This is a genomic window from Klebsiella sp. RHBSTW-00215 (genome assembly GCF_014103785.1).
Lineage (GTDB): Bacteria > Pseudomonadota > Gammaproteobacteria > Enterobacterales > Enterobacteriaceae > Klebsiella.
The window spans coordinates 4611509-4635860 of sequence record NZ_JABXQS010000001.1; the positions used below are offsets into that span (position 1 = coordinate 4611509).

A 24352-nucleotide genomic window follows, 5' to 3' on the forward strand; every position below is an offset into this window, starting at 1 on the left:
ATTTCTTAATAGTGCCAAATTTTCAGCCAAAACAGGAAATTAAAACTCGGTTTTGCCGAGTTGATCACCTTTTAATTTCCTGTGTTTTGGTAGGAACAGAAGTCACTCATTCTCTTTCTTGCTTAGCGAAACGAGCGCGAAAGCATCTGAATGTACTCATTAACCGCTACCGGTTTCGAGAAGTAGTATCCCTGATAGATAGCGATCCCCATATCCTTAAGCACCTCAAGCTGGCCCTTATCCTCAACGCCTTCCGCAATGACCTGGCAGTTAAATTTCTTCGCCAGATTGACCATGTTCTTGACCACCAGCGCAGAGGCATTATTGGTCACAATGTTAAAAGTAAACACCTTATCAATTTTGATAATTTCAGGGTTAAACTGCTGAATGTAGTTGTAGTTAGCGTGCCCGGTACCGAAATCATCCAGCGAAAACTGTACGCCCATTTTTCTGAGCCGATCCGTCACTGCCGACGTTTGCAAGGTATTTTCAATCGATTCCCGTTCAGTAATTTCCAGCACCAGGCGTGCCTGTAAGTCTTTCAGTTGCTGAATAAACGTCTGACATAGCGCGACAATCTCGTCGTCCTGGAAGTTTACCGAGCTGGTGTTAAAACAGATAAACAGCCCTTTTGGGATCACTGACTGCTGGCGGCGAAACTGGCGAATGACCTCGGCGAAACAGATCGCCGTGATCTCTTTGATCAACCCGGTCTGCTCAGCGACAGAAATAAACTTATCCGGCGCAATAAACCCCAATTTTGGGTGCTCCCAACGCACCAGCACTTCCCCGCCAACCACCCTTCCCGTCTCATCGCTGACGATGGGCTGAATATACGGTTTGAGCTGTTTAAGTTCGATCGCTTGTCTGAGCTGATACTCAATCGTATTGCGGTAGCGCAGATAATTCCTGAATAAAAACGTGAGCAACAAGGAGGCCAGGATAATCGCGATCAACGTATGTTGCTCATAGCGAATAAACGCCCTCACCCCGGATGCCCAGGCACGATCGGCGATGACTGAGAAGTTAAACTGCTCTGACTTTAAGCTAACGGGGGCTTTGATATCTGGCGTGGCGATGACTTCCCCCTTACGCGTCATCACCCGATCGCCGACCTTTAGATACAAATGCGAGTCGCCATCAAGAACGGTCAGGATATTGTATAAATAATAACCATCAACACCGACAAGAACCGTATTTCCTTTATCATCCTGTTCGCTATACACCATCAATGGATGCATAGGCGTGATTTCATTACCGCTGAATAATTGCAGAGCACCTTGCGTATATTGAGTCCGATCGAATTGAAACTTCCGCCCCCCAAATACCGAGGTGCAGTATATTTCATTATTCTTACCAAAATTCACCGTCCGCACATCAGGAATGGTGGCAACCAGGGTGCGCAACTCTGTCAGGACATTCTCATCACAGTTTTTCCCCATAAAAGGTTCGGCCATATTAGCGGCCTGTTCCGCATGTGAAACCGTGACATCGAGACTCGCTATCGCCTGCTGAAGCCGCGAATGGACATCCTTATCGACTTTTTTTTGCATTTGCCAGTAGCAAAGTCCCGTACCCAGGCTCAGTACCGTAATCAGAAATAAGAATATCCACAGATGGCGGCGTAAAGATGAATATTTCATTGTGTTAATCCAGTTCGACTCACCATGAAAGACTGGTGGTCAATTGTTTGGTCAAATTTTAACAAACCCTGTTTAAACTTGCCCTGAACCAATCAAGTTTTAATGCATATCAATGATATACCATGGCAAACAGTTGCGTGATGCGAGGAAAAATTTATCGTTCTACAACTCACACGTCAACGCGGTGACACATGCAGCTAAACTATTGACTTAATGTCGAATAATACGAAAATGACTCTTTTGCACGACGACCAGAAAAGCTGGCAAATATGATGATCCGCTCTCGTAGCTCTCTTTTGACTAAATTGAAAATATCCGGCGTAGTGATAGCCGCCGCTCTGTTACTGGCTCACTGTACCAGTAAGCCACCTGTTTCTCTGGTCACCCCGATACCGCCCGTAGCGAAGCAGCCAACGTTGCCCAAAAGCCATGAGCCGGTGCGCGGCGTCTGGTTAACGACCGTATCGCGCCTCGACTGGCCGCCGCTGGAATCTGTTAACGGCGGCATCGACGCCAGTCGTCGCATTCGCCTGCAGCAGGAAGCGCTGATCGCCAAGCTGGATAATCTGAAAAATCTCGGGATCAATACCGTGTTCTTCCAGGTGAAGCCGGACGGCACCGCGCTCTGGCCATCAAAGATTTTGCCGTGGTCCGACATGCTGACCGGGAAAATTGGCCAGGATCCTGGCTACGATCCGCTGAAGTTTATGCTCGATGAAGCGCATAAGCGTGGAATGCGCGTTCATGCGTGGTTTAATCCTTATCGCGTCTCCGTCAATACCCGTCCTAAAACCGTGACTGAGCTTAACAGCACGCTTTCGCAGGTTCCCGCCAGCGTCTATGTCCTGCACCCGGAATGGATCCGCACCTCCGGAGACCGCTTTGTCCTTGACCCGGGCATTCCGCAAGCGCGTGACTGGATAACCAGTATTGTTGCTGAAGTCGTTGAACGCTATCCGGTTGACGGCGTACAGTTCGATGATTATTTCTACACTGAATCGCCGGGATCGGCGCTTAACGACAACCGGACATTCCAGCAGTATGGCCAGGGTTTTGCCTCGAAGGCAGACTGGCGGCGGCACAATACCCAACTGCTGATTGAACAGGTCTCCCGCACCATCAAACAGCTTAATCCCGACGTGGAATTCGGCGTCAGTCCGGCGGGCGTCTGGCGCAATCTGTCGCACGACCCGGCGGGTTCCAACACCCGAGGCGCTGCGGCCTACGATGAGTCTTATGCCGATACCCGTCTGTGGGTTCAGAAGGGTTGGCTGGATTATATCGCCCCGCAAATTTACTGGCCCTTCGCTCGCGACGCGGCTCGCTACGATGTACTGGCAAAGTGGTGGGCTGACGTGGTGAAGCCCACCAATACCCGTCTCTACATCGGCGTAGCGCTCTACAAAGTAGGCGAACCGTCAAAGAACGAGCCCGACTGGATGGTCAGCGGCGGCGTGCCTGAACTGAAAAAGCAGCTTGATCTGAATGAATCAATGCCGCAAATTCAGGGCACGATTTTGTTCAGAGAGAACTATCTGAATCAACCACAAACCCAGCAGGCCGTTAACTACCTGAAAAGCCGTTGGGGCGGTTGATTACTTCACCTGACAGGCTAGATGCCTGATACCACAACCATCGCTGGAGGTTTTATGCTTAAGAAATCGCTCATTGCTCTGTCTCTGTTTTGCGCGCTGTCGCCCGCTGCTTTTGCGGGCAATAGCGAAAGTGAACAGTTAAACAAAAAGAACGTTATTGAGTTTTATAACAAAGCGTTAAACGACAAAGATTTTGCTGCCGCGAAGCCCTACCTCGGCGATCGTTACATTCAACACAACCCGATGGCGAAAGATGGCGAGGAGGGTTTTCAGCAGTTTATCGCTTTCCTGAAGAACAAATATCCCGACTCGCACAGCGAAATTAAGCAGGCGTTTGTCGACGGGGATCACGTGATCCTGCACGTCGAGGTTACAGGGCGTGAACCGGGCGTCACGCGTGCAATCATCGATATTTTCCGCGTCGACGAGCAGCATAAAATCATCGAACACTGGGATGTGACCCAAACCGTTCCAGAAAAGACCGCCAGCGGCAATAGCATGTTTTGACCCACCAGCCAGCGGAGCACCTCTCTTTGGCCTTCCCTCTTCCCAAAGCCTCTTTGATCGTATTGAGGGCTTGTTTAAACAATTTATTTACTTTACTGTAAAGTAAATAAATTAATGGGGAGAAAATGATGTTCAGCGGCAAAAAATGGGCAAAGCTGTTTTTTTTCATTGGATTATCACTTTTTCCATGTTTGTTAAGCGCCTCGTTGCTGAAACCAGTTCCCAGCGAGGCGCATCTACTGGAGGCGTGCTCACCCGAACAGGATCCGGCACAGGCTAAACTTTGCCGCACCCTCTTCATCTATGAATATGCGCAGAAACGGCAACACGATCTGCGCGTTCTGTTACAACAGAATATTTTCAGCATCCAGACCTACGACTATCTCTGGAGTGAATATCAGCGCACGAAGTCATGCATTGAAATCCATCGATATCTCGTTGCCAAAGCCTGCGATGTGCTGAACTGCCCGGCGGCACCCTCTTCGCCTTTTCAAGGGCAACGCCCCGACTCCAGCCTTATTGAACCGCCGCCTATTTTCGCCCTGCAAGAACCCATTAACTGATCCGAGGTGATCGCGATGCTGGCCCGCTTTTTTATCTTTCGACCCGTTTTCGCCGCCGTCATCGCCATTTGTATTATGGCCGCCGGAACCCTTGCGCTATTGACGCTTCCCGTCGAACAATACCCGGATATCGCCCCGCCGGGCGTCAATGTCACGGCGAACTATCCTGGTGCCTCCGCTGAAACCGTCGAGGACAGCGTCACGCAAGTTCTTGAACAGCAGATTAAAGGCATTGATGGCCTGCTTTACTTCTCCTCCAGCAGCAGCTCAGCCGGACAGTCGCGGATCAGCCTCAGTTTTGATCAACATATCAATCCCGATATGGCGCAGGTCCAGGTGCAGAATGCCGTCAATCAGGCGATGACTCGTTTACCGCAGGAGGTTCAACAGCAAGGGATCACGGTGACAAAATCGCAGGGTGACAGCCTGATGGTGGTCGCGCTGTATGATGAAAGTCATCAGTTAACCAGTATTGATATCAGCGACTTTCTTATTAGCACTCTTCAGGAGCCACTTAGCCGGGTTGATGGCGTCGGAGAGACGACCGTTTTTGGCGCGCAGTATGCCATGCGCATTTGGTTAAATCCGCTGCAACTCACCAGCTATAACCTGATGCCTTCCGATGTACAGGCCGCCGTTGAAGCGCAGAATACGCAAGTTACCAGCGGGGAAATCGGTTCACTTCCGACGCTAAATGGGCAGTATCTGAATGCGACGGTAACGACCCAATCACGCCTTGAGCATCCACAACAATTTGAAAACATCATTCTGCGCACCAACAGCGACGGCTCCGTGATTTACTTGCGCGACGTTGCGCGCGTTGAGATTGGTGCTGAAAACTATCAGAACCAAACGACGCTTAACGGTTTTCCTGCCGCCGGGATCTCCATTCAGTTAGCATCCGGCGCCAACGCGCTGGAAACAGCGGAGAAAGTCCGGACAGAGGTAGAGCGTTTAACGCCGCGCTTCCCGCAAGGCGTTATCGCCGCTTACCCGCGAGACAGCACGCCGTTTGTGACGGTCTCGATCGAAAGCGTGGTGCATACGCTGATTGAAGCGATTCTTTTTGTGGTGGCTGTGATGTATCTCTTTCTCCAGAGCTGGCGGGCGACGCTGATCCCAACGCTCACGGTTCCGGTTGTCCTGCTGGGGACCTTCGGCATTCTTAGCCTGTTGGGCTACAACATCAACACCCTGACGCTGTTTGCCATGGTTCTGGCGATCGGCTTGCTGGTTGATGATGCGATCGTAGTAGTGGAGAACGTCGAGCGCTTAATGGCGGAGGAAGAACTCACGCCACTGGAGGCGACTCTGCGCTCCATGCAGGAGATAACCGGCGCGATCATCGGTATCGCGTTAGTTCTTTCCGCCGTTTTTATTCCGATGGCATTCTTTGGCGGATCGGTGGGGATTATTTATCGCCAGTTCACCGTGACCATTGTCTCCGCAATGGCGCTCTCTGCGCTGGTCGCCCTGACCCTGACGCCAACGCTGTGCGCCCATCTGCTACGGCCCGGGCACATCAAAAAAGGGATGTTTTTCACCTGTTTCAATCGTGGCGTTGAGATAAGCCAGAATCGCTACCTTGCGCTGCTTCGGCAAATAGCCGGTCGTCCTTTTCGTTTTGCGCTGCTGGCTTTGATGCTGTCGCTATTGATGCTCTGGCAATATCAGAAGCTCGCGACAGGGTTTCTCCCCGAGGAAGATCAGGGCGCAGTGATGGTTCAGTTTACCCTCCCTTCGGGCTCGCCGATGTCGATGACCGAAGAGGTGGGGGCTGAGATTACACGCTATTTTATGACCGAGGAGGCCAACAACCTGAATGTTATCTTTATGGTGACAGGGAGAAATAACGCCGGCAGCGGGCAAAATGTGGGGATGGCTTTTGCTGAATTAAAACACTGGGATGACCGTCCCGGCGCGTTCAATAGCGCGCAGGCCATTATCTCGCGGGCAAACCAGCACTTTAATCAAACATCCCGGATTGCCACCATCAGCATCACATCTCCGCCTACGGTTCGCGGTCTTGGGCAATCCAGCGGTTTTGAACTGTGGTTGCAGGATAGCGCGGGAAATGGCTATCGCGCCCTTACTGAAGCGCAAACCGCTCTGCTTAACGCGGCCAGAGAAAATCCTAATCTGAACGCCGTGCGAATCAACAGCCTCGAAGAAAAAGCCCAGCTACAGGTGGATGTCGACCGACAAAAAGCGCTGGCGCAAAGTCTGGATCAGGTCGATATCAACAGTACGCTCTCCGCGGCCTGGGGCGGGGTTTACATCAATGACTTTATCGATCGAGGGCGCGTTAAACGCGTCTATATGCAGGGCGATGCGCAGTGGCGTTCAGCGCCAGAACACTTATCCGCCTGGTTTGTGCGCGGTAGCAGCGGCAATATGGCCTCTTTCGACAGTTTCGCCTCATCACGTTGGACCACCGGGCCGCAGATGTTGCAGCGCTTTAACGGTTTATCCGCCGTTCAGTTTCAGGGCGGCGCGGCCCCGGGCTTCAGTTCTGGCAAGGCAATGACGGAGATAAGCGGACTGGCGGGCGCTCTTGACGGCTTCGACATACAATGGAGCGGCCTCTCCTTTCAGGAACAGGCATCATCCACGCAAACGCTATGGGTGTATCTGGCGTCGCTGGCATTCGTGTTTTTATGCCTGGCTGCGCTGTATGAAAGCTGGTCTATCCCGATCTCCGTGATGCTGATCATCCCTCTTGGTATTTTGGGGGCCGTGGGCGCATCAAGGCTGGTCGGGTTCGAAAACGACATCTACTTTCAGGTCGGCATGCTGACCACCATGGGGCTCTCCGCCAAAAATGCGATCCTCATCGTGGAGTTCGCCCTGACGCAGTTCCGACAAGGAAAAACGCTGGCTGAAGCGGCCCTGGAAGGCGCGCGATTGCGATTGCGCCCTATCGTCATGACTTCACTCGCATTTGTTGTCGGTGTTATCCCTCTGGTACTCTCTACCGGTGCAGGCGCTTCCAGCCAAAAAGAGATAGGGACTGCGGTGATCGGCGGTATGCTCACCGGGACCCTGCTGACGTTGCTTTTCGTCCCACTATTTTTCTTGCTGGTTCAGCAAGGGATCGTGCAACTGAAAAGACGCAAACCGTAAGGATTGAATCGATGGCGAATCAACGCGGGCGGCCAATGAAAGCCCGCCCCCGCATTTTACAAACTGCCCGCGAACTGTTTCTTCAGCATGGGCTTGATGTATCTCTGGACACTATCGCCGCCGAAGCGGGAACTTCGCGACCGACGCTGTACAGCCATTTCCCCGGTGGTAAAGACGCGCTGCTGCTGGAAACTTTTGAGTTTCTCAATGATAAAATGCAGCCACCCTTGCGCCAGCTCTTACAGGAAAGTCAGCAGGATCTCCCGGCGCTGCTGCGCGGTTTCGCGAAAGTCGTACAGCAACACTTTTATACGCCGGAAAATATTCATTTTCAGCGCTTACTGATCCAGGTGCTGGTGCAGAAACCTGAGCTGTACCTCACTCTCGAACAAAGACCTTCAGGTCGCGTATTACAGGCGTTAAGCGAAATACTGACGCAAAAACGCGACCAGGGCCTGCTGAATATAAGCGACCCGAACCTCCAGGCTACCGCGTTTCTCGGCGCAATTATGGGCTATCTGCTCCCGGGAGCGTTAATTGCGCAAAAAGCGGTGGAGCCAGAGAAGCTGGACCAGCTTGCGGAGTGTGCGATTAACGTCTTTCTCTCGGCCTGGGAATATAAACCGTAAATTTTTTTCATCTAAGCGCAACTTTTCTGCCTGCTCCTGCGAATTGAATAACTGAGTTGACCAAAACCCAGATTGTCCATCCATCGCAGGAGCTGATAATGAAATCAATAAAAACCCTCGTGTCTACCCTGACCCTCGCCGCCGTCATCGCGTTACCTGCATTCAGCGCCAGCGCGGCGCTGCCAGTAGGAGCTAAAGCCCCTGACTTCGAGCTGCAGGGTGCGCTGGCCGGTAAATCGCTGACATTCTCACTTAAAGACGCGTTGCAAAAAGGTCCCGTGGTGCTCTACTTTTTCCCGGCGGCCTTTAGCGCAGGCTGTACCATCGAAGCGCATGATTTTGCTGAAGCCACCGATGATTTCAACAAAATGGGCGCGACGGTCGTTGGTGTCACCGCAGGCAACACCGATCAGGTGAGCGATTTCTCCAAACTAGAGTGTCGGGATAAATTCACCGTGGCAGCCGACCCAGGTGCCAAGGTCGCGGCGCAGTATCAAACGCTGATGGAGATGAAAGGCAAAACGCTTTCCGACCGTACCTCTTACGTGATTGCGCCAGATGGCAACATCTTACTGAGTTACACTGATAGAAACCCGGAAACGCATATTGAGAAAACCCTGGCTGCCGTTAAGCAGTACGACGCATCTCACCCGCAAACCCACTAAGCACAGAGGCCAGCGATGTTAACTGCCATGCTGGCCGCCTTTATTGGCGGCATCATCCTCAACTTTATGCCCTGCGTATTTCCGGTCGTCTCGCTGAAAGCGCTGGGTTTGCTGCGTCACTCAGATAATGCCGCCAGCGCACGGCGCGAAGGACTCGCATTTTTGCTCGGAGTGGTGATAACCATGATGGCGCTGGCAGGCATTCTGCTGGCGGTGCGAGCCGGTGGTACTGCGGTTGGCTGGGGTTTTCAGCTGCAATCACCGCTGGTTATCGCCCTATTGTCGTTGATTATTCTGACCGCGGCGCTCAATTTGCTTGGCGTATTTGAAGTGGGCTTAGCCGCGCAGCGCGTCGGGGCGCTGAATATTAACCGAGGCGAATTTATGCGTTCCGCGCTGACTGGCGCATTGGCTATAGTCGTCGCAACGCCCTGCGCCGCCCCCTTTATGGCCAGCGCCATTGGCTACGCTTTAGTTCAGCCGCCTGCAGTGGCGCTGACGGTTTTTCTGGCCCTGGCGCTGGGTTTTGCGGCACCGTTTACTCTCATCTCACTGTTCCCGGCGCTGGCAAAAGTGTTGCCGCGTCCCGGCGTCTGGATGGATATTCTTAAGCGCGTGCTGGCGTTTCCGATGTTCGGCGCTTACGCCTGGCTGGTCTGGGTGCTAGCACAGCAGGCCGGAAGCAGCGCGCTGGCGGCATTACTTGCGGCCTCCGTCGTGCTAAGTTTTGCCGCGTGGCTGTACGGCATCGCCCAGCAGCGTCGTTTTCACGGCAAAGGTCACAAGGTGCTGTTTACGGTCACCGCGGTTCTGGTGGCTGCGGTTATTGTCCCGCTTCCGGGGGTCATGAAAGCCGAAGGCACGCCGCCCACCGAGGCTCAAACTGCCGACGTGACCGCGCAGAAGTGGACGCCGCAAACCGTCGCGCAACAGCGAGGACAGGGAAAACCCATTTTCGTTAACTTTACCGCCTCCTGGTGTATCACCTGCCAGGTCAATGAAAAAACGTCGCTCTCTACCCAGGCAGTTAAAGAGGCGCTGGCAAAAACCGGGACCCTGTATATGGTGGCTGACTCCACAAAATTTAACCCCGATGTCGATGACGCGCTCAACCAGTTCGGCCAGGGCGGCCTGCCGTTATACGTGGTTTATCCGGCGGACGGTAGCCCGCCGAAGGTGCTGCCGCAGGTTCTTACCCCTGGCATTGTGGTCAACGCACTTAATCAGGCTGCCGGTAAAAAAGCGTCATAGCACAAGGCGGATTATGCAAACAAACGATAGCGCGCGTGAAAGCTGGCCCGCGCTAATGGAACGGGCGCAGGCGGGCGACAGGCTCGCCTACACCCGGCTGTTAAAAGCGCTGGTGCCGGTGATCCGTTCGCAAATACGTAAACAAATCAGCGACGATACGCTAGTCGAGGATGTGATTCAGGATGTCCTGCTGACGGTACATCGGGTTCGCCATACCTACGATCCGGCATTTCCCTTTCTGCCCTGGCTGATGGCGATTATCTCAGCGCGCGTGATTGATGCGCTACGGCGGCGCGGTCGTCGTCAGCACTGGGAAATTAACGAAGAGACTCTGCCGGACGTTCCCTCCACGCCGCAAGGGCAAAATCAGGATACCCAGGAGGAGCTGGCGGATTATTTGCGCCAGCTGCCCGTTCGCCAGCGTGAAATCGTCGAACACGTGCATCTGCGAGAAATGAGCCTGACGGAAGCCGCCGAGCATAACAATCTAAGCGTTGCGGCGGTGAAGTCGCTACTGCATAGGGCGCTGAAGAATCTGCGCCGTTTTGGAGCCCATCATGACCGATCATAATGTGTTGATTGAAAAACTTAGCCGCGAGATGCAGCCGATAAAGCGTCCGTGGCCAACAGACAAACGGGTCTTCGGCTGGCTGGCGGTGGCGCTGCCCTGCGCAATCGCTGTAAGTTACTTGCTACCGCGAGGGTTAACCGATTGGTCACAGCCGGGGGCCATATGGGCTGTCGCGCAGCTACTGTTGGCCTTTTTGCTCGGGACGCTGGCCATCCGCAGCGCTTTCACTATGAGTATTGCCGGGCGGCAGGCGCTAAGTTGGAAAGCATTGCTGCCCATCGGGTTGATGTGGCTCGGGTTAAGCCTGCGCAGTATTCCCGGTGATACGCCAGTGATGCACGATAACGACAGCATTAGCTGCTTTACCTTTCTGCTGGCAGTAAGTTCGCCGATGATTGTACTGATGATTGCCAGCCTGCGGCGCACCCGCGCGCTCAACCCGGTACGCAGCCTGGCGATGGCGGGATTGGGGATCGCCAGCCTGGCGGTGAGCCTGCTGGCCTTTTGTCACCCGGTACATCTGCACGCCCTGGATTTCGTGATGCACCTGGCCGCCATAGTCGCAATTATGGCGCTGACGATTCTGGTCGGTAGGCGTTGGGTGAGCGTTGGCGAGTGATTATTGATTTGTACGACAAATTTTACTATGTGATCTTCATCACTATTCAGCATCGGCCAGGGGGGTAACCTGGAAAAGTTATTTCATTGAAGAGAGAAGCTTATGAACGCAGTAAAATCACTAAAAGCAGACTGGGCGATTATTACGGTGATGATTGTTGTCGCGGTCGTGATGTATGGCTACTTAATTCCTAAGTACTGGTAATCTACGTTATACCTGTGTTGAACCGCCCATCCGTTCGGGCGGCTCACAGAATTATGCCTACTGCTGCGGGTTATTTAACGTCTTAATCAAAAACGGCACCGAGTCGCGTAAAGACGGGTTAACCGTACCGCTATGATCCAGTCCTTCGTAGATATGCACGTCCGCTTGCGTTCCCGCGCTTATCACCGCATCAGCAAAACGTTTTTGCATCGCCGTTGGCACATTCACATCGACGCTACCCATGCCAATAAATACCGGATGATCGATTTTCAATGTTGGATAGAGCATCGTGCCTACGCTGGCGCTGAGCAGCGAATCGATACCCGGCTTGAGAGAATTGCCGGCATTAAGCCCTGCCTTCATCACTTCATCGTTTAATGGCGTAATACACAGGTTGGTCGCCTCTTTAAGCAGCGGCAGCGCTTTCGCCTGGAAATAGTCGGCGGGATTTAGCTGCGGATTAGCATCGGCGGCTGAAAGATAGATATAGAAGATATAGGGAATTTTCGGATCGCCACCGGTCTGGACTTTGCCACCCGCAGGCGGAAGGATGTCAGCAGCGGTGGTCCCTTTTTCAAAATAAGGCGTACCGGTCAACACCGTTGCGCGAATATTCAGCTCTGGCGCATATTCAGGCTGATATCCTGCACTGGCGAACGCGGCATGTGCGCCCTGGGACTGCCCTACCAGAATAAGCTCATTCTTAAGCGGAAATTGTTTCAGCGCCGCGCGAACTCCATCCAGAACACTCCACGCTTCACCACGAGCATTAAGATAATGGTGTAAACCCGAAGAACCCAGTCCGGCATAATCCGGGGCAACCACCGCATAGCCTAACGACAGCCACGTATTCAAATACTGCTTATCGCGATCGCTACGCGGGTTTAACGAAGGCGCACAGTGATTAGCAACGCCAACGGTGCCGTGGGCCCAGACAACCACAGGCCATCCGCCTTCTGGGGTTGTACCGAAAGGAATAAATACGGCGGCAGTATCTTCGCGCACGGTTTTGCCATCAACGCCGCTGTGGGAAGGATAATGCAGGAGATACTGTTTCGCGGCTTCGCTTAATCCGTGCTCTTCACTGAGTGGAGAAATCACATCCGCAATAACCGGTAGAGAGCTCATTGAAAGAAGCAGTAGCGCTGAGGTCGCAGTAAGAAGTTTCTTTGAGATTGAATAAGTCATGACATCCTGTTCCTGTCTTTGTGATGCACTTATTGTAGACCCTTACGCTTGAATATCAGGTCAATGAAGCTAGCACTTCTCAATCAGGTGTAGCTGAACTTTATTACGCCCCGCTTTTTTAGCCGCATATAACGCTTTATCAACGCGATTAAACAACTGATCTATCTCTTCGCCATGCTGATGTTCCGCAACGCCAATACTGACCGTAACAGGTACCAGCAGGTCCGGCGTATGATGTTCGCTGATGGCATAGCGAATTTTCTCCGCCATCTCCAGCGCCGTTTCCAGCGATGCATTTGGCAGGAACAGTAAAAACTCCTCACCGCCCCAACGATAAATTTTATCGTCGATGCCCCCGGCAGCGGCCAGGAGAGCGGAAATTGCCAGCAGAACTTCATCACCCTTCTGGTGCCCGTAATCGTCATTGATCAGCTTGAAATGGTCGATATCCACCAGTAACAGGCAAAATCCTTCCGGTTTAAACGAAGGCGACTCCACGACGCGGTAAAATTCGCGACGATTAAGCAGTCCGGTGAGCGAGTCGTGTGAGGCGGAGAACTCCAGCTCTTTCTTTAAATGCACTTCTTCGGTGATATCGTGAATAATGCACAGCATCAGGCGCACGTTGTATAAAATCACCGGTCCAGCATAGACCTGAACATGCCGTATCGCGCCATCGGAAAGTATGTGGGTAAAATTAAGTGGTTTATGTCCCCCGGGTAAACTCACCACGTTATGCATAATCGGCAGGACGTCGCGGCCGAGGGTATTTATCTGCCAGGTATGCCGGGTCCGAATTTCTTCAGAGGAGTAGTTATAAAAACGCAGCGCCGCAATATTAGCATCAACAATTCGGCCATCTTTATTGGGGTCGATTAATAGCATCGGTGCCGAGTTAGTCATAAAAAAACGGGCAAAGAAACCATTATTACGCCGTTGATAAGAACGAGAGGCTGTATTAACCGATCTATTCTGCGGCAGCAGTTTTACCGCCTCAAAGAGAATTAAGGCTCCCTGCTCCTCTAATGTAATCAGGGTCGTTTTACAGCTGATAGAGGCCAGTCCCTCAGCGGTTTCAATGGTCCATATTTCATAGACTTCGGTAATATTCTGCAAGTAGCGCAAATAGTGCTGTAGCGCGGTTTCCGGGCATGTCGAGAAGGTCCCTTTGCGCATTTGAGCGAGGGTCATATTGCCGCACAGCATCTTAGATGCCTGGTTGGCGAAGATGATATTTTCATTGAAAGGATGGACTACCCAAACGGGGGTGCTTAATAAGTCAAAAATAACAAGTTCTTTTAATAGCATACAAACCTCCGCCCTTCCAAACCTTCCACTTCAACAACCACATCATATGAGCAGGTAATGCATTGAGCGTAAAATTAACAATAATTAATATATTTTTGAACGTATTGCCGGAAGATTGCCAAGTATAGTCCGTTTTGCCAATCAAAAGACCGTTTGTGATAGCAGGATGGCATTTCATTTGAAATAAAAATGAGATTTTTCTTAATTTCAAGAGGATAAGCAAGAAACACGGATCTGGTAGTATCTTTTTAAGAAGAAATATGCATTAAAACAATGTCGTGTCAGCTCTCTTTTCCTGAAATCAGAGTCTCTTCGCTTTTTATCGTTCCAAATAATGATAGATTTTTATCATTAACGGATAAGGAGTGACGTTTATGTCTGCGAAGAAAGTGACCATGACCGACATTGCCAGAGATGCCAGAGTCGGCATTGCGACGGTGGACAGAGTGCTTAACAAGCGAACCCCGGTCAAAGAAAGTACGGAACGCAAAGTGCTTGAATCCGCGCGTCGCTTAGGGTTTGCCCTGGAGCAATCGCACTATCGGCTGGCCGCCGGTCAGTCGGCAGTTCCTCTCAGAATGGGATTTATCCTGCTGCAGCAATCGCACTCTTTTTATTCTCAACTGGCGCAGGCTCTCGAGCTGGCGGCGATGCCCTGGCATGCCCCAAATCAGGCTCCCGTTTTTCTGCATTATGATATTAATGCTATCGACGAGATGGTCGCTGGTATCGCTCGCCTGAGCGATGACGTTGATGTCATTGGCATTGTGGCGCTGGATAACCCGCTTATCCGCCACGCCGTCGCTCAGGCCGCCGATAAAGGCGTGCGCGTATTCACTCTGCTCTCCGACATGGCCGTCGCGCAACGCAGCGGCTACATAGGCCTCGATAATCAGAAAGCGGGCCGCACTGCAGGCTGGGCGGTTGACCGACTGTGCCACAGCGAAGGGGAAATCGGCATTATCGTCGGCGATAACCGGTTTATCTGTCAGGAAAACTGCGAAATTAGCTTCCGCTCTTACCTACGTGAACATGGTAAAGGCGATTGGGTGCTGGAGCCGGTACGCTGCCATGAAAGGACTGATATTGCCCATCAGGTAACGGACAAAATGTTGCAACAATACCCTTCACTGACGGCGATTTACGCGCCCTGCGGCGGCGTTGAGGGTATCATCGCCGCGCTACATGCCCATCAGCGCCAGCATCAGGTCACGCTGATTTGCCATGGTCCCGTGGAGAACGGCGAACTGGCGTTAATCGACGGCACCATTGATTTGATGATTGCGCATCGGCTAAGCGAGTTTGCCGCCGCGACGATACGCGAGTTTGTGCAGGCAACCAGCCAGTCGCAGGCGACGTTTACCGCCGCGCTACAACCTTTCGATCTGCTCACCAAAGAAAATCTCTGATTTCCTGCGTTACCCGCAACGCGCGCTCTTTCTCTGCGCGCCTTCTCGCGCCTGATATTGATAAAAAACTATCAATTTAACTATCAAAATAAATCTTGAATCACATCAAAGAATTTAAATTTCATCATTGTTGATTTTGAAATATTCATTCAATACTGGTCATGTTTTCTCCTCAATCTGCAAAGGAATCCATCATGACCATACATATTGCCAATGCGCCATGTAGCTGGGGCGTCGATGATCCCAAAAACCCCTATCTGCCACCCTGGTCACAGGTGCTGCAGGAAGCGGCGACCGCGGGCTACAAGAGTATCGAACTGGGGCCATGGAGCTACCTGCCGACTCAGGCTGATGAACTTAGCGCGGCGCTGAATAAACAGGGGCTGTCGCTGGTAGCCGGAACGATCTTTGACGATCTGGTCAGCGAAGAAAACTTCCCGAACATTGTCGAACTGACGCACAACCTCTGCCGCAATCTGTCGCAGGTTCCAACGGCGGAAAAAACGCCCGGAAACTCGTTCCAGCCGCCCTACCTGGTGATCATTGATTTCGGTAATCCGCAACGGGCCAAATACGCCGGACGCAGCGACCTGGCACCACGGCTTTCCCCCGCCGACTGGAAGCGGATGATTAGCCACATTGTCACCATCAGCAAACTCGCGTGGCAGGAGTACGGCGTTCGCCCGGTTATCCACCCTCACGCAGGCGGTTGTATCGAATTTGCCGATGAAATAGACCTGCTGGCAACGCAAATCCCGCACGACGTTGCCGGGCTATGCCTTGATACCGGTCATCTCTACTACTCGGGTATGGACCCGATTAGCTGGTTGGATCGCCACTTTGACCGGCTCGACTACCTGCACTTTAAAGATGTCGACCCGGAAGTGTTCGATAGCGTGATTTCCCGCGGTATCGACTTCTTCGCCGCCTGCGCGGAAGGTGTGATGTGCCCGCTTGGCAGCGGCGCTATTGATTATCCGGCGGTTCACGCGTTTCTGGATAAGCGCGGCTATCAGGGCTGGATAACCATCGAACAAGAACGTGACCCGCGCAACGTTGAAGGCAGTTTGCAGGCGGTCACGGAAAGCCTGCGCTACCTGCGCTCCGTCGGATTTTAATCAGGAGATAACCACATGATTAACGGTACAAAACCTGTAGGCAGGTCGTTACGCTGGGGCATGGTTGGCGGAGGTGGAAGCAGCCAGATTGGCTATATTCACCGCTCTGCGGCGCTGCGCGACGGTGCGTTTACCCTGCTGGCAGGCGCATTCGATATTGATGCCGAACGCGGGCGAGAATTTGGTCAGCAGTTGGGGGTGAGTGCTGAACGTTGCTATCCCGACTATAAAACCCTGTTTCGTGAAGAAGCGGCGCGAGAAGACGGCATCGAAGCTGTTTCCATCGCTACGCCGAACAACACTCATTACGAGATTTGCCGGGCGGCGCTGGAAGCCGGGCTGCATGTAGTCTGCGAAAAACCGCTGTGCTTTACTGGCGAAGAGGCCGATGCGCTGGTGGCCCTTAGTGAGAAGCAGCACAAAATCATTGGCGTCACCTATGGCTACGCCGGGCATCAGCTGATTTTGCAGGCCCGAAAGATGATTGAACAAGGGCTGCTGGGCGAGATCCGTATCGTCAATATGCAGTTCGCACACGGTTTCCACAATCAGCCGGTAGAGCAGGAAAACCCCAGTATCCGCTGGCGCGTTGATCCGAAATTTGTCGGTCCCAGCTATGTCCTGGGCGACCTGGCCACGCATCCGCTGTTTCTGGCAGAAACCATGGCCCCGAAGCTCAACATCACCCGTCTGATGTGCTCTCGCCAGAGCTTTGTCAAAAGCCGCGCCCCGCTGGAGGATAACGCCCATGTGCTGATGGAATACGACAACGGCGCGATCGGCTCGATGTGGTGCTCGGCGGTCAACAGCGGTTCAATGCACGGGCAGAAAGTACGTATCGTCGGTGAAAAAGCCAGCCTGGAGTGGTGGGATGAACAGCCAAACCAGCTGCGCTATGAAATCCAGGGCGAACCGGTGCGAATTCTGGAGCGCGGCATGTCATATCTCGACCCGCTGGCTTTACAGGATGACAGGATCGGCGGCGGACATCCCGAGGGGCTGTTTGAGGCCTGGTCAAACCTATATCGGCGCTTCGCTATCGCCATGGATGCGACCGATCGCCGCGACGCCGCGCTGCTGGAAAACTTCTGGTATCCGGATGCCAAAGCCGGCGCGCTCGGCGTGCATTGGGTGGAGAACTGCGTGCGTTCAGCAGATAACGGCGCCAGCTGGGTTGAGTTTCGTTAATGTCGAGCCGGCAACGGCGGCAATCCTGGCATAGGCCGGGTAAGGCGGCTCGCCGCCACCCGGCAAATTAAAACGTGACAATGTCACTAAAATTCGCCAAATTCACAGCATTGTAATCAAAAAGCGAATGTCGTATAACATTGGCCAAACCGAGGGGTGTCCCGTGAGGGCTGAGATGGCGTAAGCCGAACCCTTTGAACCTGATCTGGGTCATGCCAGCGAAGGGACGGGTTGGCATTTCCGCCAGTTTTGCGCCATTGCCTGTTCACACTTCAGCACGCCCGGATCTCCCCTTAATCAGGAGGTCCTGTGATTCTTCCCGCGTTTACTCAAGGTCTTTACGGTCGTCTGCGTCAGCAGGCCGGTGATGACTGGCAACATTACGTCGCCCATCCCTTTCTGCGCCAACTCGCCGACGGTACCCTGCCCGAACCCGCTTTCCGCCGCTATCTGACCCAGGACTACCTGTTTCTGATCCACTTTGCCCGCAGCTATGCGTTGCTGGTCAGCAAGCTGCGTACGCTACCGGAAATGCGTACCGCCGCCGCGTCGATGAACGCCATCCTCGACGAACTCCCGCTGCATGTTGGCTACTGCAACAGTTGGGGGCTGAATGAGGCGACAATGGCCAGCGAACCTGAAGCCGCGGAAACCGTCAACTACACTCGCTATGTGCTGGACATTGGTTATTCCGGTGACGCGCTGGATCTGCTGGCGGCGCTGATGCCCTGCGTTGCGGGTTATGCGGAAATTGGGCTTGGTTTGCTGCACGATCCAGCAACAAATTTGACCGCTAACCCTTATGCCTCCTGGATCCGTAACTACGGTGATGAGGGCTACCTGAACGGCGTCAATGCCGCCATTAGCCTGCTGGAAACGCTCTGGCAACAGCGCGGCGGCGAGGCGCGTTTTGCTGAACTCAGCGCTATTTTTACCACCGCCACGCGGCTGGAAGCTAACTTCTGGCAAATGGGGTTGAATGTCGTCACGGAGCGCCCGGCGTGACTGCGCCCGGCATTACGGTGCGTGGTCTGAGCCTGCGCTTCGGTTCGCGGCTGGTTTTCGATAATCTGACGTTTGATATCCCCGGCGGTCAGTGGGTTTCGCTGCTGGGGGCCAGCGGTGCCGGGAAAACCAGCCTGCTGCGCATTCTCGCCGGGCTGGCAAAAGCCAATGCGGGCGAGGTTCGCGCCAGCGACGGTCAGCCGATAGCTAAACGGCTGGCGTGGATGGGGCAAAAAGATCTGCTCTATCCCTGGCTAAACGTGCGTGACAACGTCTCCCTCGGCGCGCGTCTGCGCGGGGAACGGGTTGATACCCAGCGGGTTGCGACTTTATTACAGCAGGTTGGCCTTGAGTATTGCGCTAACGACCGCCCGGCCTCGCTCTCCGGCGGTATGCGCCAGCGGGCGGCGCTGGCTCGCACCCTGTATGAAGACCGACCCATTGTGCTGATGGACGAGCCTTTTTCAGCGCTCGATACCATCACCCGCACGAAAATTCAGACGCTGGCCGCCGAGCTGCTGGTGAACCGCACCGTGGTGCTGATTACCCACGATCCGATGGAGGCCTGTCGGCTAAGCCATTGCCTGCTGGTGCTCTCTCCCGCCCCCGGTAATATCGACGATTCACACCGCTTATCCGGCGTACCGCCGCGCGCGCCGGACGATCCGCAGCTGTTAACCAGTCAGGCGGAACTGTTACAACAGCTAATAAGGGCTAACGGATGAGCGGGAAACTGTTTCGTGGCTGCGTAGTGTTCTGCGGCCTGCTGCTGCTCTGGTGGTTGGCAAGTCGTAGCGGCATTCCCGCCTTTTTGCTCCCATCGCCGTCGGCAGTCGGTAATGCGCTATGGGTCAATCGGGCTTATCTCGGCTGGCACACTCTGATTACATTGAGCGAAATACTCAGCGGCCTCGCGCTCGGCGTCCTGCTCGGCGTGATTCTGGCGCTGTGCATGATCGTCTCGCCGCGTCTTCAGCGCTGGCTGATGCCGCTGGTACTGACCAGCCAGGCGATCCCGGTCTTTGCCCTCGCCCCGCTGCTGGTGCTGTGGTTTGGCTTCGGCATGAGCGCCAAAGTCATGATGGCGGTGCTGGTGATTTTCTTCCCCGTCACTTCGGCGTTTTTTGATGGTCTGCGGCGGGTCAACAACGACTATCTCGATCTGGCGCGCACCATGGGCGCTTCATTTGGCGCGCAGTTGCGCCACGTGCGGATGATGGCGGCGCTCCCGGCGCTCGGCTCGGGCCTGCGGATGGCCGCCGCCGTGGCTCCCATTGGCGCAATTATCGGCGAATGGGTCGGCTCAGCTGAAGGCCTGGGCTACGTCATGCTCAACGCCAACGCCCGCCTGCAAACCGATATCTGCTTTGCCGCCCTGTTTATTTTGGTACTGCTGACCGTCCTGCTGTGGCTGGCGGTGGATGCTTTTTTACACCGGTTGATCAACTGGACGCCGGAATAACAACATATAAGGAATAACGATGCGTAAATGTATACTCGCCGGAGTCACCTTCACCGCGCTGCTCAGCGCTCAGGCGCTGGCTAACGAGAAGCTCACCCTGGTGCTGGACTGGTATATCAACCCCGATCATGCGCCGATAATGGTCGCCGAGCAGATTGGCGCGTTTAAAGAAGCGGGCCTGGACGTTAAAATTGTACCACCGTCCGACCCGGCGCTGCCGCCACGACTGGTGGCTGCCCGTCAGGCCGACCTGGCAATTACCTATCAGCCGCAGGTGCACTTTTTTGCCGATGAAGGACTGCCGCTGGTGCGTGTCGGCACGCTGATTAACTCGCCGCTAAACACGGTCATTGCGCTGGATAAAAACATCAAAACTCCGGCTGACCTGAAAGGTAAAAAAGTCGGTTATTCGGTCAGCGGTATTGAACAGGCGACGCTGGCTACTATGGCGCAACACGCGCAAATCGATCCCAAAAGCATTAATCTTATCAATGTGAACTTCCAGTTAACCAGCGCCCTGTTGGCCGGTCAGGTTGATGCGGTCATTGGCGGTTACCGTAATATAGAAGCGCTGGAAATTAAGCTTCAGGGGAAAGATCCTGTGGTGATGAACGTCGAGGACTATGGCGTACCGGCCTATGATGAGCTGGTGATTGTCGCCAACCGCGATGAAGTTAACGCTCCGAAAATCAAAGCATTCCTCGGCGCGTTGCAAAAAGGCGTCACTTACCTGCGCGCCCATCCGCAGGAGACCTGGCAGGCGTTCGCCGCCGCGCATCCGGAGCTCAACACCGAGCTCAATAAGCAGGCATGGCTGAAAACCATTCCTCTGTTTGCTACCGATCCGGCCGCGCTGGATAAACCTCGTTATGAAGCTTACGAACAGTTTTTATATAACAACAAGTTGGTGAAAAAAGTCACACCTTTAGCAAATTATGCGCTTGAACTGCATTGATTCATCCTGGTGCTGGCGGAAATTTTTTCGCCAGCAACGTCAGCGAAGCGGTAATAAAAAATGAGAAATTACTTCACTAATAATTACAATTTTAAAGGTCTTTCATCCTTTAAAACACTTCACTTCTATCAATGAGTTACCCCCATTTTTAACAATGTAAAAATAACGTAAAAATACCGCAATCAATAAAACGTTGAATGCGGATTTAAAAAGCCATATATTGTGCCCGCTTTATGCATAGCGATTCAATTTCTTACACCAATTTATTCAACCAGCATTCAACCGTAACGCTGGTTGTGGGAGTGATATGATGACGGATAAAGTCCGTATTGATACTTTAGGCGCAGATTTATTAGATGCAAACAACGATACCTTTTTGGCCCGTCAGGCTGAATTCGAATCGAATGTCAGGAGCTACCCGCGCAAGCTACCCCTTGCGATTACCAAAGCGGAAGGCGTTTGGCTGACCGATGCGGATAACAAACAGTACCTGGACTGCCTTGCCGGCGCCGGTACTCTGGCACTCGGTCACAACCACCCTGATGTGCTGCAGAGCATCCAAAGTGTCATTACCAGCGGCTTGCCGTTACATACTCTCGATCTGACGACTCCGTTAAAAGATCGCTTCTGTGAATACCTGCTCTCCCAGTTACCGGGCGAAGGCAAAGAATACTGCCTGCAGTTCACCGGCCCGACCGGTGCTGATGCCGTGGAAGCGGCGCTGAAGCTGGCGAAAAAATACACCGGCCGTTCTTCCATCATCAGCTTCTCCGGCGGTTACCACGGGATGACCCACGGTGCGCTGTCCGTCACCGGTAACCTGTCACCAAAAGAAGCCGTCAACGGTATGATGCCGGAAGTGCAGTTTATGCCTTATCCGCACCAGTACCGCTGCCCGCTGGGTATCGGCGGTGACGCAGGCGTGAAAGCGCTGACTTACTACTTCGAAAACCTGATTAACGACGTTGAAAGCGGCGTGCGTAAACCGGCGGCGGTGATCCTCGAAGCCGTTCAGGGTGAAGGCGGCGTGAACCCGGCTCCGGTCGAGTGGCTGCAGCGCATCCGTAAAGTGACGCAGGAACACGGCATTCTGCTGATCATCGACGAAGTCCAGGCGGGCTTTGCCCGTACCGGTAAATTCTTCGCCTTCGAACACGCGGGCATTGAGCCGGACATCATCGTGATGTCGAAAGCGGTAGGCGGCGGTCTGCCTATGGCCGTTCTGGGTATCAAAAAGCAGTTCGATGCCTGGGAACCGGGTCACCATACCGGCACCTTCCGCGGCAACCAGCTGGCGATGGCTACCGGCCTGACCACCCTGCGTCACCTGAAAGACAACAACATTGCCGATAAAGTCGCCGCCCAGGGCGAGTGGCTGAAAGGCAAACTGGCCGAGATGCAGAAACGTTACCCGGTTATCGGCCACGTGCGCGGTCTGGGCCTGATGATTGGTATCGAGATCGTCAAACCGAACGAAGCGCCGGATCACATGGGTAGCTACCCGGCTGATGGCGAGCTTTCTGCGCTGCTGCAGAAGAAATGCTTCGAAGCGGGCCTGATCCTCGAGCGCGGTGGCCGTCACGGCTGCGTACTGCGCCTGCTGCCGTCCCTGCTGATCAGCAACGCTGAGCTGGAAATTTTCTTCGACAAATTTGAACAGGCCCTGCTGGCCGCCGGCGTAAAACCGGTCTGAGTGGAGTAAGTGACCGCAATGTCCAAATTGAATCCAATTCTTGCTGGTTCTGCGCAGAGTATTGACGCCTATCAGCAAGCGATTGCTCAGACCAGCCAGGCGGTAGCGCAGTGGCTGCAGCAACCTGAGATGTATCAGGGGAAAAGCGTTGACGAGCTGCGTGAGCGCATCACCCTTGATTTCAACGAACAGGGTCTGGGCAACCAGGCGGCGATTGAACGTGCGATAGAGTACTTCCTGAAAGACAGCCTGTCGGTACACCACCCGCAGTGCGTGGCGCACCTGCACTGCCCGAGCCTGGTGATTAGCCAGGCGGCGGAAGTGCTGATTAACGCCACTAACCAGAGCATGGACTCCTGGGACCAAAGCCCGTCAGCGACCATCATCGAGATCAAGCTGATTGAATGGCTGCGCGATCAGGTTGGTTACGGCGCTGGCGATGCAGGCGTATTCACCAGCGGCGGCACCCAGAGCAATATGATGGGTCTGATGCTGGCGCGTGATGCCTTTTTCGCACGCATGGGTCATTCCATCCAGCAGGATGGTCTGCCGGGCGATATTCGCCAGTACAAAGTGCTATGTTCTGAAAACGCCCACTTCTCGGTGCAGAAGAATATGGCGCTGATGGGCCTTGGCTACCGTTCCGTGACGCTGGTGAAAACCGACGAATTCGCGCGAATGGACGTTGCGGACCTGAAAGCGAAAATCGCGCAAGCGCAGGCTAACGGCGAGCAGATTATGGCCATCGTCGCCACCGCTGGCACCACCGATGCGGGGGCGATTGACCCGCTGCGTGAAATCGCGGCAGTGGCGGCAGAGCACCAGATCTGGCTGCACGTTGACGCAGCCTGGGGCGGCGCGCTGCTGATGTCGGAGAAATATCGCGATCGTCTGGACGGCATTGAGTTAGTGGATTCCATCACCCTGGATTTCCACAAACAGTTCTTCCAGACCATCAGCTGCGGCGCGTTTTTGTTAAAAGAAGCCCGCCATTATGAGCTGATGCGCTATCAGGCGGCCTATCTGAACTCTGAGTTCGATGAAGAGCACGGCGTGCCAAATCTGGTGTCCAAATCGCTGCAAACCACCCGCCGCTTCGATGCGTTGAAGCTGTGGATGGGTCTTGAAGCATTGGGCCAGAAACAGTACGCGGAAATCATCGATCACGGCGTGACGATGGCGCTGAACGTGGCGGATTACGTCGAGACTCAGCCGACGCTGGAGCTGGTGATGCAGCCGCAGCTGGCAAGCGTGCTGTTCCGTTCGCGTCCGCAGCAGATGGCAGGCAGCGACGATGCCGCCATCGCCCTGCTCAACCAGCGGGTTGGCGATGCGCTATTGGCCTCCGGTCGTGCGAACGTCGGCGTGACCGAGCACAATGGCGTGACCTGCCTGAAGCTGACGCTACTGAACCCGATCGTCACCTTAGATGACGTGAAGGTGCTGCTGAGCCTGGTAGAACGTACCGCCCAGGAACTGCTGGCGCAGTAAGCTAGTTTCGCAATAAACGCTGAAAGCCGATAATTCACTTTATCGGCTTTTTTTTATATTTTAAAAAGTGACATTGTCACTAACAATCCCGGAGGCGGTGCTGCGCACCTGTCCGGGCTACAGCTACACAGCCGCCATCGGGCCGGTAGCCCGGACAAGGCGCGT

At 53.9% G+C, this 24352-nt stretch carries 22 protein-coding genes and 1 riboswitch; of the genes, 19 read left to right on the forward strand and 3 right to left on the reverse strand.

The window, feature by feature from the left end; all coding sequences use genetic code 11:
- Positions 1-122: 122 nt before the first annotated feature.
- A complete protein-coding gene (locus tag HV127_RS21885) occupies positions 123-1643 on the reverse strand; it encodes a cyclic diguanylate phosphodiesterase (protein ID WP_182238717.1) in 1521 nt (506 codons plus the stop codon).
- Between the two features lie 305 nt (positions 1644-1948).
- Between HV127_RS21885 and HV127_RS21890 the strand changes: the two genes are divergently transcribed.
- From HV127_RS21890 to ykgR, 10 genes are all read left to right on the forward strand, one after another.
- Complete coding sequence (locus HV127_RS21890; RefSeq protein WP_182240770.1) at positions 1949-3238, forward strand: glycoside hydrolase family 10 protein; 1290 nt, start codon at positions 1949-1951, stop codon at positions 3236-3238.
- A 54-nt stretch (positions 3239-3292) separates the two neighbouring features.
- Positions 3293-3745 (forward strand): nuclear transport factor 2 family protein, encoded by a 453-nt coding sequence (locus HV127_RS21895; RefSeq protein ID WP_182238719.1) that lies wholly within the window; start codon positions 3293-3295, stop codon positions 3743-3745.
- 125 nt (positions 3746-3870) lie between these two features.
- A complete protein-coding gene (locus HV127_RS21900) occupies positions 3871-4308 on the forward strand; it encodes a hypothetical protein (RefSeq protein ID WP_182238721.1) in 438 nt (145 codons plus the stop codon).
- 15 nt (positions 4309-4323) lie between these two features.
- On the forward strand, positions 4324-7431 hold the full coding sequence (locus HV127_RS21905; RefSeq protein ID WP_182238723.1) for a multidrug efflux RND transporter permease subunit: 3108 nt from the start codon (positions 4324-4326) through the stop codon (positions 7429-7431).
- Positions 7432-7442: 11 nt separating this feature from the next.
- Positions 7443-8060: a TetR/AcrR family transcriptional regulator gene (locus tag HV127_RS21910; RefSeq protein WP_182238725.1), complete on the forward strand. Its 618-nt coding sequence runs from the start codon at positions 7443-7445 to the stop codon at positions 8058-8060.
- A 98-nt stretch (positions 8061-8158) separates the two neighbouring features.
- The gene (locus HV127_RS21915) at positions 8159-8725 is read left to right on the forward strand and encodes a peroxiredoxin (RefSeq protein WP_110276491.1); all 567 of its coding nucleotides are present in this window, start codon (positions 8159-8161) and stop codon (positions 8723-8725) included.
- A gap of 15 nt (positions 8726-8740) precedes the next feature.
- Positions 8741-9976 (forward strand): thioredoxin family protein, encoded by a 1236-nt coding sequence (locus tag HV127_RS21920; protein WP_182238727.1) that lies wholly within the window; start codon positions 8741-8743, stop codon positions 9974-9976.
- Positions 9977-9989: 13 nt separating this feature from the next.
- The gene (locus tag HV127_RS21925; protein WP_182238729.1) at positions 9990-10547 is read left to right on the forward strand and encodes a sigma-70 family RNA polymerase sigma factor; all 558 of its coding nucleotides are present in this window, start codon (positions 9990-9992) and stop codon (positions 10545-10547) included.
- A complete protein-coding gene (locus HV127_RS21930) occupies positions 10534-11166 on the forward strand; it encodes an NrsF family protein (protein ID WP_182238731.1) in 633 nt (210 codons plus the stop codon). The genes HV127_RS21925 and HV127_RS21930 overlap by 14 nt, the downstream gene beginning before the upstream one ends.
- A gap of 102 nt (positions 11167-11268) precedes the next feature.
- Positions 11269-11370, forward strand: a complete 102-nt coding sequence (ykgR, locus tag HV127_RS32040) for a small membrane protein YkgR (RefSeq protein WP_275944290.1) — start codon at positions 11269-11271, stop codon at positions 11368-11370.
- A 57-nt stretch (positions 11371-11427) separates the two neighbouring features.
- Here ykgR and HV127_RS21935 read toward each other — a convergent pair whose 3' ends face one another.
- Entirely contained in the window at positions 11428-12558 is a 1131-nt protein-coding gene (locus HV127_RS21935; protein ID WP_182238733.1) for an alpha/beta hydrolase, read from the reverse strand.
- 69 nt (positions 12559-12627) lie between these two features.
- Entirely contained in the window at positions 12628-13866 is a 1239-nt protein-coding gene (locus tag HV127_RS21940; RefSeq protein ID WP_182238735.1) for a diguanylate cyclase, read from the reverse strand.
- Between the two features lie 374 nt (positions 13867-14240).
- Here HV127_RS21940 and HV127_RS21945 point away from each other — a divergent pair, with 374 nt between their 5' ends.
- The 9 genes from HV127_RS21945 to HV127_RS21985 all read left to right on the forward strand — a co-directional run bounded on the left by HV127_RS21945 (position 14241) and on the right by HV127_RS21985 (position 24187).
- Positions 14241-15275 (forward strand): LacI family DNA-binding transcriptional regulator, encoded by a 1035-nt coding sequence (locus HV127_RS21945; protein ID WP_182238737.1) that lies wholly within the window; start codon positions 14241-14243, stop codon positions 15273-15275.
- Between the two features lie 194 nt (positions 15276-15469).
- A complete protein-coding gene (locus HV127_RS21950) occupies positions 15470-16393 on the forward strand; it encodes a TIM barrel protein (RefSeq protein WP_182238739.1) in 924 nt (307 codons plus the stop codon).
- A gap of 15 nt (positions 16394-16408) precedes the next feature.
- Entirely contained in the window at positions 16409-17581 is a 1173-nt protein-coding gene (locus tag HV127_RS21955) for a Gfo/Idh/MocA family oxidoreductase (RefSeq protein WP_182238741.1), read from the forward strand.
- Positions 17582-17723: 142 nt separating this feature from the next.
- Positions 17724-17825, forward strand: a riboswitch (TPP riboswitch).
- Positions 17826-17890: 65 nt separating this feature from the next.
- The gene (locus HV127_RS21960; RefSeq protein ID WP_182238743.1) at positions 17891-18586 is read left to right on the forward strand and encodes a TenA family protein; all 696 of its coding nucleotides are present in this window, start codon (positions 17891-17893) and stop codon (positions 18584-18586) included.
- Positions 18583-19311, forward strand: a complete 729-nt coding sequence (locus tag HV127_RS21965) for an ABC transporter ATP-binding protein (RefSeq protein ID WP_182238745.1) — start codon at positions 18583-18585, stop codon at positions 19309-19311. The genes HV127_RS21960 and HV127_RS21965 overlap by 4 nt, the downstream gene beginning before the upstream one ends.
- A complete protein-coding gene (locus HV127_RS21970; protein WP_182238747.1) occupies positions 19308-20048 on the forward strand; it encodes an ABC transporter permease in 741 nt (246 codons plus the stop codon). Before HV127_RS21965 ends, HV127_RS21970 begins: the two co-directional genes overlap by 4 nt.
- A 19-nt stretch (positions 20049-20067) precedes the next feature.
- On the forward strand, positions 20068-21003 hold the full coding sequence (locus tag HV127_RS21975; protein ID WP_182238749.1) for an ABC transporter substrate-binding protein: 936 nt from the start codon (positions 20068-20070) through the stop codon (positions 21001-21003).
- Positions 21004-21310: 307 nt separating this feature from the next.
- Positions 21311-22696: a diaminobutyrate--2-oxoglutarate transaminase gene (locus HV127_RS21980; protein WP_181486203.1), complete on the forward strand. Its 1386-nt coding sequence runs from the start codon at positions 21311-21313 to the stop codon at positions 22694-22696.
- Between the two features lie 9 nt (positions 22697-22705).
- Entirely contained in the window at positions 22706-24187 is a 1482-nt protein-coding gene (locus HV127_RS21985) for an aspartate aminotransferase family protein (protein WP_182238751.1), read from the forward strand.
- The last annotated feature ends 165 nt before the right edge of the window (positions 24188-24352 follow it).

Bases quoted from the DNA above. Each gene is read 5' to 3' on its own strand.
- HV127_RS21885 (WP_182238717.1), bottom strand. From the start codon at position 1,643: ATGAAATATTCATCTTTACGCCGCCATCTGTGGATATTCTTATTTCTG.
- HV127_RS21895 (WP_182238719.1), top strand. From the start codon at position 3,293: ATGCTTAAGAAATCGCTCATTGCTCTGTCTCTGTTTTGCGCGCTGTCG.
- HV127_RS21900 (WP_182238721.1), top strand. From the start codon at position 3,871: ATGATGTTCAGCGGCAAAAAATGGGCAAAGCTGTTTTTTTTCATTGGA.
- HV127_RS21905 (WP_182238723.1), top strand. From the start codon at position 4,324: ATGCTGGCCCGCTTTTTTATCTTTCGACCCGTTTTCGCCGCCGTCATC.
- HV127_RS21910 (WP_182238725.1), top strand. From the start codon at position 7,443: ATGGCGAATCAACGCGGGCGGCCAATGAAAGCCCGCCCCCGCATTTTA.
- HV127_RS21915 (WP_110276491.1), top strand. From the start codon at position 8,159: ATGAAATCAATAAAAACCCTCGTGTCTACCCTGACCCTCGCCGCCGTC.
- HV127_RS21920 (WP_182238727.1), top strand. From the start codon at position 8,741: ATGTTAACTGCCATGCTGGCCGCCTTTATTGGCGGCATCATCCTCAAC.
- HV127_RS21925 (WP_182238729.1), top strand. From the start codon at position 9,990: ATGCAAACAAACGATAGCGCGCGTGAAAGCTGGCCCGCGCTAATGGAA.
- HV127_RS21930 (WP_182238731.1), top strand. From the start codon at position 10,534: ATGACCGATCATAATGTGTTGATTGAAAAACTTAGCCGCGAGATGCAG.
- ykgR (WP_275944290.1), top strand. From the start codon at position 11,269: ATGAACGCAGTAAAATCACTAAAAGCAGACTGGGCGATTATTACGGTG.
- HV127_RS21935 (WP_182238733.1), bottom strand. From the start codon at position 12,558: ATGACTTATTCAATCTCAAAGAAACTTCTTACTGCGACCTCAGCGCTA.
- HV127_RS21940 (WP_182238735.1), bottom strand. From the start codon at position 13,866: ATGCTATTAAAAGAACTTGTTATTTTTGACTTATTAAGCACCCCCGTT.
- HV127_RS21945 (WP_182238737.1), top strand. From the start codon at position 14,241: ATGTCTGCGAAGAAAGTGACCATGACCGACATTGCCAGAGATGCCAGA.
- HV127_RS21950 (WP_182238739.1), top strand. From the start codon at position 15,470: ATGACCATACATATTGCCAATGCGCCATGTAGCTGGGGCGTCGATGAT.
- HV127_RS21955 (WP_182238741.1), top strand. From the start codon at position 16,409: ATGATTAACGGTACAAAACCTGTAGGCAGGTCGTTACGCTGGGGCATG.
- HV127_RS21970 (WP_182238747.1), top strand. From the start codon at position 19,308: ATGAGCGGGAAACTGTTTCGTGGCTGCGTAGTGTTCTGCGGCCTGCTG.
- HV127_RS21975 (WP_182238749.1), top strand. From the start codon at position 20,068: ATGCGTAAATGTATACTCGCCGGAGTCACCTTCACCGCGCTGCTCAGC.
- HV127_RS21980 (WP_181486203.1), top strand. From the start codon at position 21,311: ATGATGACGGATAAAGTCCGTATTGATACTTTAGGCGCAGATTTATTA.